Here is a 16,364-nt window from a genome sequence, read left to right as displayed (position 1 = left end):
CTAGTCCTGTGGATGAAGCCGAGTGTTCGACCCGGCTGTGGATCACTCCGGAAGTTGGAGGTCGCGCGGGGGCAGTTCTTCGACGTTGACGTCCTTGAAGGTCAGGACGCGCACGTTCTTGACGAATCGGGCCTGCCGGTAGACGTCCCAGACCCAGGCGTCGTTCATGCGTACGTCGAAGAAGACCTCGGCGCCCTCACCGCGCACCAGGACGTCGACCTCGTTGCACAAGTAGAAACGACGTTCGGTCTCGACCACGTGGGTGAAGAGTCCGACGACGTCGCGGTACTCGCGGTAGAGCTGGAGCTCCTGCTCGGTCTCGTACTTCTCAAGATCCTCGGCGCTCACGCACCCTCCTTCACCGAATCGGATCCCACTGTAGGCCGCGTCTGTTCACCCGCGGGATCCAGCGGCGTGACGAACCTGCGCCACGATCGCCTGTGCAGCTCGCACGGGCCGTGGACGTCAAGGGCCGCGAGGTGGTCGGGTGCCGAGTAGCCCTTGTTGCCGGCCCAGTTGAAGTGGGGATGCTGCTCGTGCATCTCGATGAGCATCCCGTCCCGCTCCACCTTCGCCAGCACACTCGCTGCCGCCACGGACGAGCACTTCATGTCCGCCTTGACCATCGTGCGCACCGGCGGAGCCTCAGGCACGTCCGACACCAGCGCGAGCAGACCCATGCCCGCGGGATCGGTCAACCAGTCGTGGCTTCCGTCGAGGATCACCAGATCGGGCACCTCGGTGAGTTGGGCCAAGGCCCGTCGTCCGGCGAGCCGCAGCGCCGCGATGATGCCGATCTGGTCGATCTCGGCCGCGCTCGCGTGACCGACGGCGTGCTCGGTCGCCCAGCGCTGCACCCTCGGCACCATTGCCGTGCGCGCCGCAGGGGTGAGCAGCTTGCTGTCGCGGACACCGGCCGGAGCAGACCGTGTCGACGCATCGATCACTACGACGCCGACCGATACCGGGCCGGCAAGAGCACCGCGCCCCACCTCGTCCATGCCTGCCAGTCGCACGAAGCCTTCACGCTGCAGGGCGCGCTCGACCCGCAGGCTGGGCTTGCGGGAGGTCACTTGTTCGGCACCTTGGCGAACACCTCGGGGTGGGCATCCACCGACTGGAAACGGGAGACCGGCCACGCGACCGCCACCACTTGACCGGTGATGTCGGACTCGGGCACCGAACCCTTGGTGCCGGTGCCGTCGTCATGCCCGCGGGAGTCGAAGGAGAAGTTGCGGTTGTCGCCCATCACCCAGATCTTCCCCTTCGGAACGGTGATGGCGAAGTCGCGGTCGCACGGCAAGGAGCCGGCCTTGAGGTAGGTCTCGTTCAGCGTCGCGCCGTTGACCGACAGCTTCTGCTGCTTGCACTCGACACGGTCGCCGGGCAGTCCGATCAGTCGCTTCACCACGTGCTGCGCGCCCCCGGGCAGGACGCCGATGAAGGTCAGCGTCTCCTTGGCGACCCGCTTGACGGGGTTGCTGCTCGGAGGCGGCGGCGGGCCCCAGGACGCCGGCTGGGAGAAGACGACGACGTCGCCGCGGTGCAGGTCGGAGTGCTGTGGCGTGAACTTCGACACCACGATCCGATCGCCGACGTCGAGGGTGTTTTCCATCGACTGCGACGGGATGTAGAACGGCTGGGCGATGAAGGTCTTCACCAGGAACGAGAGCGTGAGCGCGATGGCCGCAATGACCACGAACTCACGGATGGCGCTTCCTCGCCGCTTCTTGCTGCCCTCCTCCTGCGAGGACGGCACCTCACCGGGTGCGTAGGCGTCGCCGGTGCCTTCCTTCGGGGTCGCGTGGTCGGCCGGATCGTTCGGCGTCGCAGCATCCGCGGAGTCGTGCGTCATGAAGTGGGCACCTTGTCGAAGGTAGAGGAGTGATGGTTCAGACGTCCCATTCTGTCCACCGGCCATACGATTGCAACCGCCCGCCCCGTAACCGAGGAAATCGGGATCGATCCGCGCTTGCCACCGGAGTCCTCGTCGTGGGCGCGGCTGTCGCTCGATGCGCTGCGGTGATCTCCCATCACCCACAGACGATCAGGCGGCACCACGATGTCGAACGGTTCCTGGCAGGCCTGGTCGCCGGGAAAAAGATATGTCTCCTGCACCGGCGTCTCGTTGACCTGCATCGGCTGGCCAGGCGTGCACGAGACCCGATCGCCGGGCAGACCGATCAACCGTTTGATCAAGTGGTTGTCGCCCTCAGGGTAGAGACCGACGAACTGCAACGGCTTCACCACGACATTGGCCAGTGCGCTGCGCTTGACGTTCGGGGTGTCGAGCCAACCTTCGTCGTCGGAGAAGACCACGACATCCCCGCGTTCGAGTTCGAACAGGCCCGGCGTCAGCTTGCTGACCACGACGCGGTCTCCGCGGACGAGGGTGTTCTCCATGGAGCCGGACGGAATCCAGAAGGGCTGCAGCAGGAAGGTCTTGACCAGCATCGACATCACCAGCGCGATGGCGACCACGATGCCGACCTCGCGCAGCAGCGATGTCTTCTTCTTGGCTGTCGCTTCCTCGTCCTGCTTCTCGGTCACGGCGGTAACAGCGGGCTTGCGCTGCCACCAACGCCGATTCTCGGTGGACGGGGCATCGGTCGCGACTGAGCGCCGGTCGGCCCTGGTCTGCGGACTGGCGGCGTCGGGGAGGCGTCCGACTGGCTCGGCGGTGCCGCGGCGGCGCAGATCCTCCACCTGGGCGCGGGAGATTCCTTCAGTGCGCCCGGCGTCCGGCAACCGGCCTACCTGTTCACGGCGTCCTCGCTGCAGGAGCGCGTCGAGCTCTTCACGACTCATCGAGCCGGTGTCAGCCGCTGCGGGATCGTGCGCGTCCTGACGGCCGAGGGCGGCTAACTCTTCACGGGAGATCGGCGTCGTCGGCTGGTCGGCGCTGTCACGTGGGGTGCGCCGCGGCAAGCGGAACTGGGAGTCACTCACGATTCAACGCTCCCCCACCCTGCGCTCGGCCAGTATCTCCACACGACCACTCCGACGATGTCTTCGGCTCGGACGCTCCCTCCACCTGGATCTCCGAGGTGATTCCGGGAGTCGTCGGACGCCGGTCGATTGTCGCCCATGACGAAATACCGTCCCTGCGGCACCCTGATGGAAAAGGCCGTCGTGCTGGCCAGAACCCCTGCCCGCAGGTACGGCTCCGCCTGGACTTTCCCCTCGACCCGCAGCACTCCGACGCGATCGACACTCACCCGTTCCCCAGGCAGTGCGATGACGCGCTTGACGTAGACATGCTCACCCGGACGGATGCCGAACCAGTCACCGATCCTGCGCAGTGAACCCTGATCGGGCGCGCCACCGTAGAAAGCTTCGTCCGCGGTGAAGACCACAAGGTCACCGCGCTCGACCCGGACGTGTTTGCGCACCGCGATGCGATCTCCGGGCGACAAGGTGGGCACCATCGAACTCGACGGCACGGTGTAGGTCTCGATGAAGAGCGGCCGCACCACCACCAGCACCGCGAGCACGGCCAGCAGCACGAGGAGTCGCCGCATGCGTCCGGACATGAACGAGGGCGGTGCCGTGTCATCCGACACGGCACCGCCCTGCTCAGCCAACGTTTTGTCAGGCCTTGGCGGCCGGGGTCTCGCGACGCTCCTTGATCTTGGCTGCCTTGCCGCGCAGTTCGCGCAGGTAGTACAGCTTCGCGCGGCGCACGTCACCACGGGTCACGACCTCGATCTTGTCGATGACCGGGTTGTGCAGCGGGAAGGTGCGCTCGACACCGACACCGAAGCTCATCTTGCGGACGGTGAAGGTCTCGCCCACACCCGAGCCGTGACGGCGGATGACAACACCCTGGAAGGCCTGCACACGCGAGCGCGTACCTTCAATGACCTTCACGTCGACACGAACGGTGTCACCCGCGCGGAAGTCGGGACGGTCGGCCTTCAGGCTCGCTGCATCGATCTCGTCGAACTTCTTCATGACTGCTACTTCCTTGTGGCGCCACAGGTCGCCACGCTCAATGGTTCGGAGTGCGTCCAGGTCTCGACCACATGACTGAGGCCACTCCCCCTGTGGCGGGGGTCGACACGACCAGCAGACGCAAGAGGCAAGTTTGCCAGAACACCCGCCGCCCGACGAAATCGCGGCTATCTGAGCGGCCAGCCTCCCTTGCTCCCCTCCGCCGACTTGCTCTCCGAACCGTTCCTTGCGCGCTATAGCGCCCAAGACTGGGAACGGGCAGCAAGAGGGCGGCGCAGAGCAATCGAGTAGATCCCCGAACGATGAGTCCACAACCCGCCGCTCGGAGTGCGCTCGTCCACAGCGACCATTCAACAACGACGCTGCTGCGGGTCTTGGCTCAACACTTCGCGCCATTGGCCACGAACTTCCGCTGCCGATCCGCATTCGCCTCGACGAACGCGAAGGGATCCTCGGTGTGTCCGACCTCCACGACCTCGGCGCCGACTCCAAGGACGCCGGGGTGTGGGTGCGCGCACGCCTGCTGCACCGCGTGCGGCGCGGTGCATACGTGGACGCTGCCCGCTGGCCCACCGCCGACCCCACGGGGCGTTCAACACTGCAGCACCGAGCATCGGTGCACGCGTTGACCTCACACCCTGGCAATGACTTCCATGCCGCGGGTGCGTCGGCGGCCGTCCTGCATGGGCTCCCACTCATCGAGCCCTTTGCCGGCACCCACCTCGCCCGCGGCTCGCTCGGCCCTTCGGAACGCAATGGTGATGTCGTCGTCCAGACGTGGTGGGGCCCTGAGTCGTTGGGCACGGCCCACGGGCTGCCGGTGCTGACACCGGCAGCGACGGTGGCCTCGCTGGCGACCCTACGAGGCGTCGAACCCGGTGTGGTCGCGCTCGATGCGGCGTTGCACACACCGTCGCCTTCCCCGTGCCCGGCGCACCGGCCGTCTTGCTGAACGACCCCGCTCACGTTCGCCAGGTGCTGCAGACCTCAGCTCGCAACTGGAGCAAGCAGACCGTGCAGTACGCCGCGCTGGCCCGGGTGACCGGGCCCGGCCTGCTTGCCTGCGCCGAACCGAACTGGATCGAGCACCGACGCCTGGCCGCGCCGGCTTTCCACCACCGGCGTCTGGAGGCAGTCGGCGAGCAGGTGCGTGACGCCGCCCGCACCGTCCTTGCCGATCAAACCCCTCCCGCCCACTCGGGGTCCGTCGTCGACGTCAGTCCGCTGATGCATCGCATCGGCCTGGACGCAGTCGGCCGTGCTCTCTTCTCCAGCGACCTCACCGCCAGCACCGAACGCCTCCTCGACGCATCCAGCGGTGCCGCCGAGTTCATCGTCCGCCTCGGTCGATCGGTGCTGCCGACCGCACAGTGGGCGCCGACCCGCACGAACCTGCGATTGCGTTCGGTGCGAAGGGAACTCGACGCGGTGGCTACCGACATCATCGCCGCTCGACGCCGGACCGCCGCGCCCTCGACGCCCGACTTCCACGACGATCTGCTCGGTCTGCTCATCGACAGCGAGCTCACCGACGTCGAGATCAGGGACGAACTGATCACGATGGTGATCGCGGGTCACGAGACCGTCGCCGCCGCGCTCAGCTGGACGCTCATGTTGCTGGCCGAGCACACCGAGATTCAGGATCGGATGCGCGCCGAACTCGGCGCGCTCGGTTCGCCGGTTTCCATGTTGACCCCCCGCGAGCAACTGCCGATCACCCGTGCCGCCATCGACGAGGCTCTGCGCTTGTACCCGCCTGCCTGGGCGATCTCCCGGCGTTCACTCGCTGCCGAGCGGGTCGGTGACGTCGACCTCCCGGCAGGCACATTGACGATCATCAGCCCGTGGCTGTTGCACCGACCGGTATCGCGCGGTGATGGACAACGGAATCGTCGAGAACGAGGTCTGCCCGGTCTACGTCGCCGTTTGCACCGAGCCGGACGACCTGAGCCCCGACCCGGCTGAGGTCGCCGCCATCGAGTGGCACGACTGGGCCGCGTTCCGTTCACAGGTGCTCTCCGGCGAACGCGACGTGAGTCCTTGGTGCGCGTTGCAGGTGGCCGAACTTCCGGAAGAGCTCGCTGACTGAGGCCCAGGTCGGGGTCGTGACTTGCTCGGGTTCGAGTTCTCGGTGGCGAAGAAGGCCGCTGCTTCTTGCAGGAACTCCCGATCCATCCGCAGCTCGGCGACCTCACGACGCCTCGAAACCCCTCAGGTGAGCAGAAGCCGCTCCAACCGGCGGCGAACCAGCACGGTGCCGAGCGCGCCCATCGCGACCGGGTAGGCCACGGAGACGAGCGAGCCCCAGCCGACGGCGCCGGTGGCCAGTTCGCGGCAGAGCACCACGCCGCGGTAGAGCGGGGTGGCCTCGACGACCCATTGCAGCCAGGTCGGGTAGCGGGTCACCGGGAAGAAGGTGGCCGAGAAGAGGAACAGCGGCATCAGGGCGAGGGTGATGTATTCGAAGTCCTGCCAGCTGCGGATCCAGGTCGTCAGCGCCATCGCCACCGAGGCGAAGGCGTACCCGATGAGCAGGGTGGCCGGCACCGCGAGCAGCGCCCACCAAGAGTGGATCATCCCGAGCACGAGCATCACCAGCGCGAACGCGGTGGAGTAGATGCCGCCGCGGATGAGCGCCCAACCGATCTCGCCGCGGGCCACGTCGCCGACGGTCCGCGGGGTGGCGAGGATCTGGTCGTACAACTTGGCGTACTTCAGCCGGAAGAAGACGTTGAAGGTGGCGTCGAAGATCGCGCCGTTCATCGCGGACGCGGCCAGCATGCCGGGTGCGACGTAGTCGGCGTAGGCGACGTGGTGCCCGTTCACCTCGAAGCCGGGAATGAGCTGACCGACCCCGATCCCGATGGAGAGCAGGTAGAAGACGGGCTCGAGGAAGCCGGTGACGAAGACGACCCAGTCGCGCCGGTAGACCAGGAAGTTGCGGTGGATCAGGGTGCCGGCGCCCTGCATCGCCGACAGACGGCGTCCCTCGACGCGCACCAACGGGGAGAAGACGCTGCTCACGGCACCAACGCCTTCCGCATCCCGGCGACCGTCAACAGGTAGCCGGCGCCGGCGAGCAGCACCAGGTAGGCGATGTTGTACGCGGCGACCGGCCAGTCCCACAGGCCCGTGGACGCCATCCGGGCCAGGTTCACGCCTTGCCAGAGTGGCGAGAGGCGCGCGGCGAACTCAAGCACCGGCGGCAGCGTCGTGATCGGGAAGAAGGACCCACTGAACAGGGTGAGCGGGATCATCAGCAGCCGGAAGACGACAGAGAAGCCCGACTCGCTCTCGGCACGGACGGCGTACGCGTAGATCGGCAGCGCCGCGGCGAGACCGACGAGCACCTGCACCCCGATGACCAGCGGGGCGCTCCACCACCGCTGGAAGATGTCGAAGAAGGAGAGCACGACCGTGAAGACGACCGCCGTGGTCATCACCCGGAACAGGATGAACACGATGTGCGCGATCAGAATGTCGCTGACCCGCAACGGTGTTGCCAGCTGCGCCTCGTAGGTCTTCACCCATTTGCGCATGCCCATCACGGGGTAGGTGGTCTCACCGAAGCCGACCTGCATCGACTGCGCGCAGATCATCCCGGGCACCACGAAGGCGAGGTAACTGGCCGCCCCTTCGAGGGTCGCCGGGTCGGCCTGCACGAAGCCGCCGAGCAGCACCCCCATCGCGACCACGTAGAACCACGGGCTGACGAAGGAGGTGATGACACTCCCCCGCCAGGTGCGCTTGTAGACCGTCCACCAGTACTCGAGCAGGTGGACGGGGCTCGGACGAACGGCCGTCCGGACGGGTGTGGTGGTCGTGGCGGTCATCAGTCGACCAGCGTTCGGCCGGTCAACCGGAGGAAGACGTCCTCCAGGCTCGAGCGGCGCACGAGCGAGGCGATCGGGTGCAGGCCGGCCCGGGCGACCTCCGCGAGGGTGTGTTCGCCGTTGTCGGTGTAGAGCAGGAGCCGGTCGGGCAGCACCTCGACCCGCTGGGCGTGCGGGGCCACCTTGTCGGCGAGCGCCTCGTGTTCGCCGATGCCGAACCGCAGCTCCGCGACCTCGCGGGTGCAGTAGGTGCTGATCAGGTCGCGCGGCGTGCCCTCGGCGGCGATCATGCCCTTGTCCATCACGACCAGGCGGTCGCACAACTGCTCCGCCTCGTCCATGTAGTGGGTGGTGAGCACCAACGTCACGCCCTGCTGCTTGAGACGGAAAAGCTTGTCCCACAACAGGTGTCGGGCCTGTGGGTCGAGTCCGGTGGTGGGTTCGTCGAGGAGCAGTAACTCGGGGTCGTTGATCAGCGAGCGGGCGATCGTCAGACGCCGCTTCATGCCACCCGACATCGCCTCGACGCGTCCGTCGGCCTTGTCGGTGAGTTGAGCGAATTCGAGCAGTTCGGCGGCCTTCGCCTTCACCTCGCGGCGCGAAATGCCGAAGTAACGCCCGTAGACGATCAGGTTGTCGCGCACGCTGAGCTCGTTGTCGAGGGTGTCCTCCTGCGGGCAGACCCCGATGCGGGCACGGATCGCCGAACCGTCGGAGGCCGGGTCCATGCCGAGGATCTCCAGGTTGCCGCCGGTGCGCGGGGACACGGTCGCGATCATCCGCATCGTCGACGACTTGCCCGCACCGTTCGGGCCGAGGAAGCCGAAGACCTCGCCACGGCGAACCTCGACATCGATCCCACGCACCGCCTCGAACTCGCCGAAGCTCTTGCGCAGGCCCCTTGCCCGGATCATCGCGTTCTCCACGTGGGTGGACGCTACCGGTTCGCCTCGCCGAAGGCGGCGTGCACGAGTCGCGACTGTCGCGTGCAGCGCTCGCGGACGGTGTTCGTCGCGAACCGTGCACGCGCCGTCCGCGGCTTGTGTACACCGCCGCGATGGGGTCAAGGCGGCCACGCCCCTCGGCGCGGCCGCCTGCCCCGTCCGACTCACTTCATCGGCATCAACACGGTGTCGACGATGTAGACGGTCGCGTTCGCGGTCTGCACGTTGCCGCACAGCACCTTCGCCCCGGCGACGTCGAAGTCGGGGCTGGCACCCTTCACCGCGACGGTGTCACCGGCGAGAGTGGTGTGGCTGCCGGCGAGCTGGTTCGGTGCCAGACGCCCCTTGACGACGTGGTGGGTGAGCAGCTCGGTGAGCGCCTTGTTGTCGTTGAGCACCTTGTCGAGGTCGGCCTTCGGGATCTTGTCGAAGGCCGAGTTCGCCGGGGCGAACACGGTGATGTCCTTGCTGGTGTTCAGCGTGTCGACCAGGTTGGCCTTCTTCACGGCGGTGACCAGGGTCGACAACAGCGGGTTGTTGCTCGCGGCGGTCGCGACCGGGTCGTTGGCCATCCCGGCGAAGGAGCCCTTGCCGCTGGTGGGCACTGAGGCGCAGCCCGGACCGAACTGGGTCTGCTTCATCGGGTCGGAGCTCATCGAGTCGGAAGTCGTCGGGCTCGACATGGCGCTGGAGCTCGAACCGGACATCGAGCCGGACGAGGTCATCGGGGACGAGCTCGACATCGAGGTGCTGGTGGACGTGTCGGAGGAGCCCGACGAGTCACTTCCGCCGCAGGCGGACAGACCGAGGGCGAGCGCCGCGGCGATCGCGAGGGTGGGGGTCGTGCGCTTCATGAGATGTCTCCTGATCGGGTCGTTGTCGGACACCGGTGGTTCGTCGCACCGGCTCGATCGGATTGCCCGGATCTGATGAAATGCTTTGCAGCGCAGGTGCTTTCGCCCCCGGTCAGCGAACGATGACGGCGATCTCGTGGTACCCGGAGGCGCCGTCGGGGAAGGGATCGGCGCGCTGCTGCGTCTGCACGGACCCACTGCCGTAGATGCACCGTGCCCGTAGTCGGTGCTGGCCCGTCGTCGCTTCCCACGGCAGCCACCACTGGCGCCAGTAGTCGATGCCCGCGTCCGGGCCCAGTCGGGCTTGTTGCCAGGGCCCGTCGTCGATTTGCACCTGCACGGCGCGCACCCCCTGGTGCTGCGCCCAGGCGGTACCGCCGATCGCGACCGTGCCCGGTTTCAGGGTGGCCAAGGGTTCGGGGGTGTCGATGCGGGCGCTCGGCTTGATCGGGCCCTGTTCACCCCAACCCCGCACCGTCCAGTACGCCTTGCGGCTGGTGTAGGTGGTGACGGTCAGTCGGGTCACCCACTTCGTGGCGCCGACGTACCCATACAGCCCGGGAGTGACCAGTCGCGCCGGGTAGCCGTGGTCGCGCGGGAGCAGTTCGCCGTTCATCCCGATCGCGAGAAGCGCATTCCGGGTCGGGTCGGTGAGCGCCACCAAGGGCGTGGAGCTGGTGTACCCGTCGACGGACGTGGACAGCACCTGGTCGTTGCCGGCCTTCGGCACGGCGCGGGCGAGCAGTTCGCGCACCGGCACCCCGGTCCAGCGGGCGCCGCCGGCGTACTCGCCACCGACCTCGTTGCTGACGCAGGTGAGGGTCACGTCGGCTTCGACCAGGGGCATCGCCGAGATCTGCGCGTACGTGAACCGTTGCGGGTGCTCAACCGCGCCGTCGATCACCAACTCCCAGTTGTCGGCGTCCACCCGGGGCACGACGAGCGCGGTGTCGACCCGGTAGAACTTGCCGGACGGCGTCCGCCACGGGGTCACTCCCGGCACCGTGCTCTCGAGTCCGGCGGGCAGCGCCGCCAACGGCTTGCGGACGCGGGGCAGCACCCCGGCGACCTTGGTGGCGGTCGATCCGATCGACTGACCGATCGCGACCGCCAGCGCACCGAACGCGGTCGCGCCCCCGGCCAGCATCACCCCGCGACGGGACAGGCCCGTGTTCGCGTCCGCGGCGCCCGGCAGTTCACGCTGCAGCGCCGCCATCGTCGCCAGACCAACGAGCCCGGTGACGGCGGTCGGCAGCAGCGAGAGCGCGTCGGCGTTCGGCCGGCCGAGCACGGCCGCCGCGGCGAGCGCGACGAGCACTGCGAGCCCGATCAGTCCGCGCGTCGGGTGCCGCCGTCCGAGCCAGCCGGCGAGCGCCGCCAACAGCAAGGTCACCACCACCACCCCGAGAAGCAGCACGGTCTTGTCGTTGCTGCCGAAGGTGCGGATCGCCCACGACTTCACCGGCTCCGGGGTGGCGTCGATCACCGCCGACCCGACCGCGTACGGCGGGGAGGCCGCGGGCCGGAACAGCCCGGCGACCAGATGCCCGACCCCGGCTCCGAGCACCGTCGCGGCGACGCCGGTGGCCGCGCCGTCCAGTGCGTCTCGCATCGATCTCATGTCGGTGGTTCGCCGCCCGTGCCGATTCGGATTGCCGCTCTCAGAAGGCCGCGACGGCCAGCGGTTTACCGGACGGGCTGGTCGATCCGCCGGCCGGTTCCATCGTGATCCCGACCCCAACGGCCTTCGCCGCGTCGCCGTGCAACACCATCTGCACGGCTCCGTCCTTGGGCCCGGGCAGCACCCCGGCCGAGAGCATCGACCCGTCCGGCTGCTGCAACCACAGTTGGTAGGCGCGGCCGGACGGTGCCGAGCCGAGTTCGGTGGAGCGGAACACCGCCTTGCCCATCGCCTTCGACCGGGTCACGGTGGCGTTGTGCCCGGGCATGACCAGGTCGTACGAGCGGGCGTCGGAGGCGCCCGCGACCTGGCTGATCGCGACCTGCTCCGCGGGTGATCGGTCGTACTGCTGCACGGCGACGGTGCCGACGCCGATCACGGCTGCGGCGGCGGCCGCTACGAACCAGGCCCGACGGGGACGCTTCTCGGCGAGCAACCGCGCGGGAGGCTCAGTGACCGGTGGCAGCGGACGGGTCTGCGCGACCGCGTCCAGCACGCTCGCGCGAAGCGACGCCGGGGGCGGCGTCTCGACCTGGGCGCCGAGCCCGGCCGCGGCGTCACGCAAGCTATCCAGTTCGGCCAGGTGCTCGGGGCGGCTCAGCAGGTAGTCCTCGACCCGCGTGCGCTCCTCGTCGGTGACGGCGTCGACCGCGTAGGCGGCCAGCAGTTGGTAGGTGTCGTCGGTCATCGCTCGACTCCCATCGTGTCGCGAAGGCGGATCAACCCGTCCCGGATTCGGGTCTTGGCAGTACCCAGCGGCAGGTCGAGCAGACTGGCCACCTCGGTGTGGGTGTACCCACCGAGGTACGCCAGTTCGACCGCCTTCCGTTGGGTTTCGGTCAGTTGTTGCAGCGCCTTGCGCACCCGGTGCGCCTCGAGGCTGCGATGCGCATCCTCCGCGGTCACGTCGTACGGACGCGGACGGGTGCGTTGTTCATAGACGTCGTCGCGCCGGTCGGCCGCGCTCGCACTGCGCACCCGGTCGACGGCGCGCCGGTGCGTGATCGTCATCAACCAGGAGATCGCGTTGCCGCGTCCCGGATCGAAGCGGGCACTGGTGCGCCAGATCTCCAGGTAGGCCTCCTGGGTGACCTCCTCGGCGTGCGCCGGGTTGCGCACCACCCGCAACGCCAGGCCGTACAGCCGGGCGCTCGTCGCGTCGTACAGCCGGGCGAAGGCGTCTTGGTCGCCGCGGGCGCACCGGGCGAGCAACTCCTCCAGTCCGTCCCCGGAGGTGGGGACGGTGCCGGCCGAGCTGCGCGGCGGGAAGATCGACATGTCACCCATCTTCGCCCCTTCATCGCTGGTCACGTCAGTGCTTCGGCGCCCGGGCCGAAACGGATGGGTGACCCGGTAGTAGCGCCCCGGCTGCGCAGCGGTGCGAAGTTGCGGCAGGATCAACGGCTATGACCAGCACCACATCGCAGACCTGGATGCCGGAAGGTACCGGGTGGATTTCCTGGTCGACGAACGTACGGTGGTCGAGTTCGACGGCGCCGTGAAGTACGGCGGGGCGAACGGCCGGCAGGCGCTGGTTTCGGAGAAGGAACGCGAGGACGCCTTACGCCGCGCCGGGTACGCGGTGATCCGCATCGTGTGGGCAGACCTGCACTCGCTGCCGCGGCTCCGAGCCAAACTGGCGCCCCTGCTGAGGAAGATCGCGTGAGTCCGCTTGCTCACCGTCACTGCCTTGCTCGCCGAACCGTCCCTTGCGCGCTATAGCGGCCAAGCCTGGCAACGGGGAGCAAGACTGCGGCGCAGAGCAAGCGGATCCGCGCGAGCTCCCCTGCATGGCACCACGTTCAGGCGTCGGGGCGCTGTTCGCGATAGGCCTCGTACATGTCCGGACGCCGGGCCGCCGTGCGCTCCAGGCGTTGCTGGTGCCGCCACCTCGCGATCCGACCGTGATCGCCGGAGAGCAGGACGTCCGGCACAAGGCGGCCGTCCCAGTCGGCCGGCTTGGTGTAGACCGGATATTCCAGCAGGCCGTCCTCGTGCGACTCCTCCACCAGCGACTCGGCGTTACCGATGACGCCCGGCAGCAACCGCGCGATCGCCTCGACCATCGCCAGCACCGCGACTTCGCCGCCATTGAGCACGTAATCGCCGAGGGAGAGCACGCGCACGTCGTAGTCACGTGTCGCGTATTCGTAGACGCGTTCGTCGATGCCTTCGTAGCGTCCGCAGGCGAACACCAGATGCGGGGCCTGCGCCAACTCACGAGCGATCGACTGGGTGAATCGCTCTCCGCCCGGCCCCGGGACGATGAGGACGGGTCGCGTCGCCGAATCGCCGGCGACAGCGTCGAGAGCCTCCGACCATGGCTGGGGCTTCATGACCATCCCGGCGCCGCCGCCGTACGGAGTGTCGTCGACGGTGCGATGGCGGTCGTGGGTCCAGTCACGCAGGTCGTGCACGCGCAGATCCAGTAACCCGTCGCGGCGGGCCTTGCCGATCAGCGAGAGGTCGAGCGGGCTGAGGTACTCGGGAAAGATCGAGACGACGTCCAGTCGCACGTCACTCCCCCAGGTCGAGCAGGCCGGGCGGCGGGTCGGCCACCACACGTCCGGCGTCGAGGTCTACTTCGGGCACGATCTGTTCGACGAACGGCAGGTATGCCGTTCGGCCGTCGGCGAGCTCCACCTCGAGAAGGTCCTGTGCCGGACGCGAGATGAGCGCCTTGACCGACCCGATCGACGCACCGGCGGTGTCGACGACGGGCAGACCCACCAGGTCGTCCTCGTAATAGGCGTCGTTCTCGTCATCGACGGCTGGCGCCGACAGGCGGGTGCCGCGCAACCCCTCGGCCGCCGTCCGATCGAGGGCTTCCTCGAAGGCCAACAACTGAATTCCGTTGTGTACGCGGGCGGCTCGCACGGTCAACGGACCGCGATCGGGGTCGGTCGAGAAGGTTGCGCCGCTGACGAAACGTTCTTCGGGAACATCGGTGTGCACCTGCACCGTCACTTCGCCGCGCAGGCCGTGCGGCTTGCCGATGCGCGCCACCAAGACTTCATCCATGGGCGACATCCTTGCAAAGCCTCATGCCTTGGCCAGCGTCTGCTCGGTCGGCATGACCCACGACAGCATCGACACCCCACACGCGGCGACCAGCGGAAGGATCATGGCGTCCTGGACGCCGAAGTCATGCACCAGCAGTCCCATGAGCCCAGGGCCGACCAGCGTGGTCGCGTAACCGAAGGTGACCACCAGCGACAACGTGCGTCCGCCTCCTGCCAGGCCGGCGAGGCCGTAGATCTGCGGCGCGACCAGAGCCATTCCGGTGCCCACCAGGGCCCAGCCGAGCAACAGCATCCACAGGCCAGACCCGAGCGCGGCGACGCAGTAGCCGACGGCGGCGATGCCGGCACCGATGCGCACCACCAGGCGTCGGCCCAGGGCGTGCACGAGGAAATCGCCAGCCATGCGGACGCCCACCATGCAGACCGAGAACGCGGCGAGACCCCATGCCGCATTCGAGGTCGAGACATCAGCGACGTCACGCACGTGCACCGACGACCAGTCGAACGCGGTGCCCTCAGCCATGCCGAAGCCCACCGCCATCGCGGCGAGGATCCAGGCCGCCCGCGGGATCGACGTCCGATTGCCCGATTCGTCGTGATGGACAACGGGCGCGGTGTCGGCCGAATAGCGATGCACCACAGGTAGATTCGCAGCGATCAACGTCGCAGCCAGCGCGAAGGCAGCAACAGAGATCGCAACCGCTCCGGAGAACAACCAGCCCGAGAGCAGCACGATGAGCGCACCGCTCAGCGAGCCGATCGACCAGCAGGCATGGAATCGGCTCATCAGCGGTTTGGGGCGGGCACGCTCCACCTCGACGGCGAGCACGTTCATCGTGGTGTCGACCAGGCCGTTGCCGAATCCGTACACCGCCGCCAGCACCACCGCCACCCACAGGGAGGGCGAGGCCGCGATGAGCGCGATGCCGAGGGTCATCGTCACCAGGCCCAGGCGGATGGGACGCAGTGCCCCGCCGCGGTCGGCCATGCGTCCGCCGATGTTGATGCCGGCGATGGCGGCGAGGCCGAAGACCATGAGCAACACCCCGAGCCCGCGTGCGTCGGTGTCCCATCGGTCGGCGAGGGTCGGCATGAGCGCACCGACGGTGCCGACCCCGATGCCGTTGACGATGAAGGTCGTCACGGTCGCGAGGACGGCTTCGCGGCTGCCGAGGGGGTGGCGCACAGATCTCCTTCGAAGTGCGAATGTGGTTGGGACACAGCGAGACTCCCCGGAGCAGGTGCTCCGAGGAGTCTCGTTGTTCAGCTGTGTGTCAGCGGCTGCGATCGGTGTCGACGATGTCGACCCTGATGTTGCGCCCTGACGCGAGTGCTTGGACGACCGTCCGCAGAGCGGAGGCAGTGCGTCCGGAACGACCGATCACGCGTCCGAGGTCATCGGGGTGCACGCGCACTTCGAGGAGTTCACCGCGGCGAATCTCCTTGTGGCGCACCACTACGTCCTCGTCGTGCTCGACGATTCCCTTGACGAGGTGTTCGAGCGCTTCCTCGAGCACCGGTTCAGCTCTCGGTGGTCTCGGACTCGGCCTCGGCCTTCGCCGAATCCGGGGTCTCGTCGACGGTCGGAGCCTGCTCGACCTCGGACTTCGCCTCGTCTGCGTCGTCCTTCTTCTCCGCCTTCTTCTTGGCGGTGGTCGCGCCACCCTTGCTGCCGGCGGACTCGCCGTCCTGAGCAGCCTTGAGCGCGGCCTCGTAGAGGGCCTTCTTGTCAGCCTTGGGCTCGGCAACCTTCAGGGTGCCTTCGGCGCCCGCCTCGCCCTTGTGCTTCTGCCAGTCACCGGTGATCTTCAGCAACGCGGCGACCTGCTCGGTCGGCTGCGCGCCGACGCCGAGCCAGTACTGCGCACGCTCGGAGTCGATCTGGATGAGGCTCGGCTCCTGCTTGGGCTGGTAGACGCCGATCTCCTCGATCGCACGACCGTCGCGCTTGGTGCGCGAGTCCATGACGACCACGCGGTACTGCGCGTTGCGGATAGCGCCAATGCGCTTCAAACGAATCTTGACTGCCACGGTTGTGGTGTCTCCTGTTTCTCTGGTCTGTGAGCGACGGCAAG

Annotated in this window: 21 protein-coding genes; 3 read left to right on the top strand and 18 right to left on the bottom strand. The window is 67.9% G+C overall.

All coding sequences use genetic code 11. The annotated features are described in order from the left end of the window. Nucleotides 1-42: 42 nt before the first annotated feature. The 6 genes from J5M86_RS05120 to rplS are packed head-to-tail and all read right to left on the bottom strand — an operon-like array spanning nt 43 to nt 3,954. The gene (locus J5M86_RS05120) at nt 43-348 is read right to left on the bottom strand and encodes a DUF2469 domain-containing protein (RefSeq protein WP_188060141.1); all 306 of its coding nucleotides are present in this window, start codon (nt 346-348) and stop codon (nt 43-45) included. Further along, nucleotides 345-1,073: a ribonuclease HII gene (locus J5M86_RS05115; RefSeq protein WP_244328494.1), complete on the bottom strand. Its 729-nt coding sequence runs from the start codon at nt 1,071-1,073 to the stop codon at nt 345-347. The genes J5M86_RS05120 and J5M86_RS05115 overlap by 4 nt, the downstream gene beginning before the upstream one ends. Then, nucleotides 1,070-1,855, bottom strand: coding sequence for a signal peptidase I (lepB, locus tag J5M86_RS05110; protein ID WP_188060140.1), 786 nt, complete (start codon nt 1,853-1,855; stop codon nt 1,070-1,072). Before lepB (J5M86_RS05110) ends, J5M86_RS05115 begins: the two co-directional genes overlap by 4 nt. Further along, nucleotides 1,852-2,949, bottom strand: coding sequence for a signal peptidase I (gene lepB, locus J5M86_RS05105; RefSeq protein ID WP_244328493.1), 1,098 nt, complete (start codon nt 2,947-2,949; stop codon nt 1,852-1,854). Before lepB (J5M86_RS05105) ends, lepB (J5M86_RS05110) begins: the two co-directional genes overlap by 4 nt. Further along, nucleotides 2,946-3,563 (bottom strand): signal peptidase I, encoded by a 618-nt coding sequence (gene lepB / locus J5M86_RS05100; protein ID WP_188060139.1) that lies wholly within the window; start codon nt 3,561-3,563, stop codon nt 2,946-2,948. The genes lepB (J5M86_RS05105) and lepB (J5M86_RS05100) overlap by 4 nt, the downstream gene beginning before the upstream one ends. A 28-nt stretch (nt 3,564-3,591) precedes the next feature. Next, nucleotides 3,592-3,954, bottom strand: coding sequence for a 50S ribosomal protein L19 (gene rplS, locus J5M86_RS05095; RefSeq protein WP_188060138.1), 363 nt, complete (start codon nt 3,952-3,954; stop codon nt 3,592-3,594). Between the two features lie 457 nt (nt 3,955-4,411). Here rplS and J5M86_RS05090 point away from each other — a divergent pair, with 457 nt between their 5' ends. Further along, complete coding sequence (locus J5M86_RS05090) at nt 4,412-4,906, top strand: hypothetical protein (protein ID WP_188060137.1); 495 nt, start codon at nt 4,412-4,414, stop codon at nt 4,904-4,906. Continuing rightward, a complete protein-coding gene (locus J5M86_RS05085) occupies nt 4,879-5,919 on the top strand; it encodes a cytochrome P450 (protein WP_188060136.1) in 1,041 nt (346 codons plus the stop codon). Before J5M86_RS05090 ends, J5M86_RS05085 begins: the two co-directional genes overlap by 28 nt. 246 nt (nt 5,920-6,165) lie before the next feature. On the opposite strand, the gene J5M86_RS05080 is transcribed toward J5M86_RS05085, so the two are convergent. From J5M86_RS05080 to sigK, 7 genes are all read right to left on the bottom strand, one after another. Further along, nucleotides 6,166-6,978, bottom strand: a complete 813-nt coding sequence (locus tag J5M86_RS05080; protein ID WP_244328492.1) for an ABC transporter permease — start codon at nt 6,976-6,978, stop codon at nt 6,166-6,168. Beyond that, the gene (locus tag J5M86_RS05075) at nt 6,975-7,787 is read right to left on the bottom strand and encodes an ABC transporter permease (RefSeq protein WP_188060135.1); all 813 of its coding nucleotides are present in this window, start codon (nt 7,785-7,787) and stop codon (nt 6,975-6,977) included. The genes J5M86_RS05080 and J5M86_RS05075 overlap by 4 nt, the downstream gene beginning before the upstream one ends. Next, nucleotides 7,787-8,701, bottom strand: a complete 915-nt coding sequence (locus tag J5M86_RS05070; RefSeq protein ID WP_188060363.1) for an ABC transporter ATP-binding protein — start codon at nt 8,699-8,701, stop codon at nt 7,787-7,789. Before J5M86_RS05070 ends, J5M86_RS05075 begins: the two co-directional genes overlap by 1 nt. Nucleotides 8,702-8,895: 194 nt before the next feature. Further along, on the bottom strand, nt 8,896-9,585 hold the full coding sequence (locus tag J5M86_RS05065) for a fasciclin domain-containing protein (RefSeq protein ID WP_188060134.1): 690 nt from the start codon (nt 9,583-9,585) through the stop codon (nt 8,896-8,898). 112 nt (nt 9,586-9,697) lie between these two features. Further along, the gene (locus J5M86_RS05060; protein ID WP_244328491.1) at nt 9,698-11,197 is read right to left on the bottom strand and encodes a molybdopterin-dependent oxidoreductase; all 1,500 of its coding nucleotides are present in this window, start codon (nt 11,195-11,197) and stop codon (nt 9,698-9,700) included. Nucleotides 11,198-11,246: 49 nt separating this feature from the next. Next, nucleotides 11,247-11,954, bottom strand: a complete 708-nt coding sequence (locus J5M86_RS05055) for an anti-sigma factor domain-containing protein (RefSeq protein ID WP_188060132.1) — start codon at nt 11,952-11,954, stop codon at nt 11,247-11,249. After that, the gene (gene sigK, locus J5M86_RS05050) at nt 11,951-12,544 is read right to left on the bottom strand and encodes an ECF RNA polymerase sigma factor SigK (protein ID WP_188060362.1); all 594 of its coding nucleotides are present in this window, start codon (nt 12,542-12,544) and stop codon (nt 11,951-11,953) included. The genes J5M86_RS05055 and sigK overlap by 4 nt, the downstream gene beginning before the upstream one ends. A 100-nt stretch (nt 12,545-12,644) precedes the next feature. Here sigK and J5M86_RS05045 point away from each other — a divergent pair, with 100 nt between their 5' ends. Next, entirely contained in the window at nt 12,645-12,932 is a 288-nt protein-coding gene (locus J5M86_RS05045) for a DUF559 domain-containing protein (RefSeq protein ID WP_188060130.1), read from the top strand. Between the two features lie 136 nt (nt 12,933-13,068). On the opposite strand, the gene trmD is transcribed toward J5M86_RS05045, so the two are convergent. The 5 genes from trmD to rpsP form a co-directional block, all read right to left on the bottom strand. Further along, entirely contained in the window at nt 13,069-13,782 is a 714-nt protein-coding gene (trmD, locus tag J5M86_RS05040) for a tRNA (guanosine(37)-N1)-methyltransferase TrmD (RefSeq protein ID WP_188060129.1), read from the bottom strand. A 1-nt stretch (nt 13,783) separates the two neighbouring features. Further along, nucleotides 13,784-14,287, bottom strand: a complete 504-nt coding sequence (gene rimM, locus J5M86_RS05035) for a ribosome maturation factor RimM (protein ID WP_188060128.1) — start codon at nt 14,285-14,287, stop codon at nt 13,784-13,786. A gap of 21 nt (nt 14,288-14,308) precedes the next feature. Then, nucleotides 14,309-15,475 (bottom strand): MFS transporter, encoded by a 1,167-nt coding sequence (locus J5M86_RS05030; protein ID WP_188060127.1) that lies wholly within the window; start codon nt 15,473-15,475, stop codon nt 14,309-14,311. Nucleotides 15,476-15,563: 88 nt separating this feature from the next. Then, nucleotides 15,564-15,806 (bottom strand): RNA-binding protein, encoded by a 243-nt coding sequence (locus J5M86_RS05025; RefSeq protein ID WP_188060126.1) that lies wholly within the window; start codon nt 15,804-15,806, stop codon nt 15,564-15,566. Nucleotides 15,807-15,810: 4 nt separating this feature from the next. After that, the gene (rpsP, locus tag J5M86_RS05020; protein ID WP_188060125.1) at nt 15,811-16,320 is read right to left on the bottom strand and encodes a 30S ribosomal protein S16; all 510 of its coding nucleotides are present in this window, start codon (nt 16,318-16,320) and stop codon (nt 15,811-15,813) included. Between the last annotated feature and the right edge of the window lie 44 nt (nt 16,321-16,364).

The sequence above is a fragment of the Yimella sp. cx-51 genome (assembly GCF_017654605.1).
In the GTDB taxonomy this organism is placed as follows: domain Bacteria; phylum Actinomycetota; class Actinomycetes; order Actinomycetales; family Dermatophilaceae; genus Yimella.
Note: the sequence above shows the minus strand (reverse complement) of the source record. Positions and strands in the feature narration are given on the sequence as shown.

Bases quoted from the DNA above. Each gene is read 5' to 3' on its own strand.
- rplS (WP_188060138.1), bottom strand. From the start codon at position 3,954: ATGAAGAAGTTCGACGAGATCGATGCAGCGAGCCTGAAGGCCGACCGT.
- J5M86_RS05070 (WP_188060363.1), bottom strand. From the start codon at position 8,701: ATGATCCGGGCAAGGGGCCTGCGCAAGAGCTTCGGCGAGTTCGAGGCG.
- J5M86_RS05060 (WP_244328491.1), bottom strand. From the start codon at position 11,197: ATGCGAGACGCACTGGACGGCGCGGCCACCGGCGTCGCCGCGACGGTG.
- lepB (WP_188060140.1), bottom strand. From the start codon at position 1,855: ATGACGCACGACTCCGCGGATGCTGCGACGCCGAACGATCCGGCCGAC.
- rimM (WP_188060128.1), bottom strand. From the start codon at position 14,287: ATGGATGAAGTCTTGGTGGCGCGCATCGGCAAGCCGCACGGCCTGCGC.
- J5M86_RS05075 (WP_188060135.1), bottom strand. From the start codon at position 7,787: ATGACCGCCACGACCACCACACCCGTCCGGACGGCCGTTCGTCCGAGC.
- J5M86_RS05065 (WP_188060134.1), bottom strand. From the start codon at position 9,585: ATGAAGCGCACGACCCCCACCCTCGCGATCGCCGCGGCGCTCGCCCTC.
- sigK (WP_188060362.1), bottom strand. From the start codon at position 12,544: ATGTCGATCTTCCCGCCGCGCAGCTCGGCCGGCACCGTCCCCACCTCC.
- J5M86_RS05055 (WP_188060132.1), bottom strand. From the start codon at position 11,954: ATGACCGACGACACCTACCAACTGCTGGCCGCCTACGCGGTCGACGCC.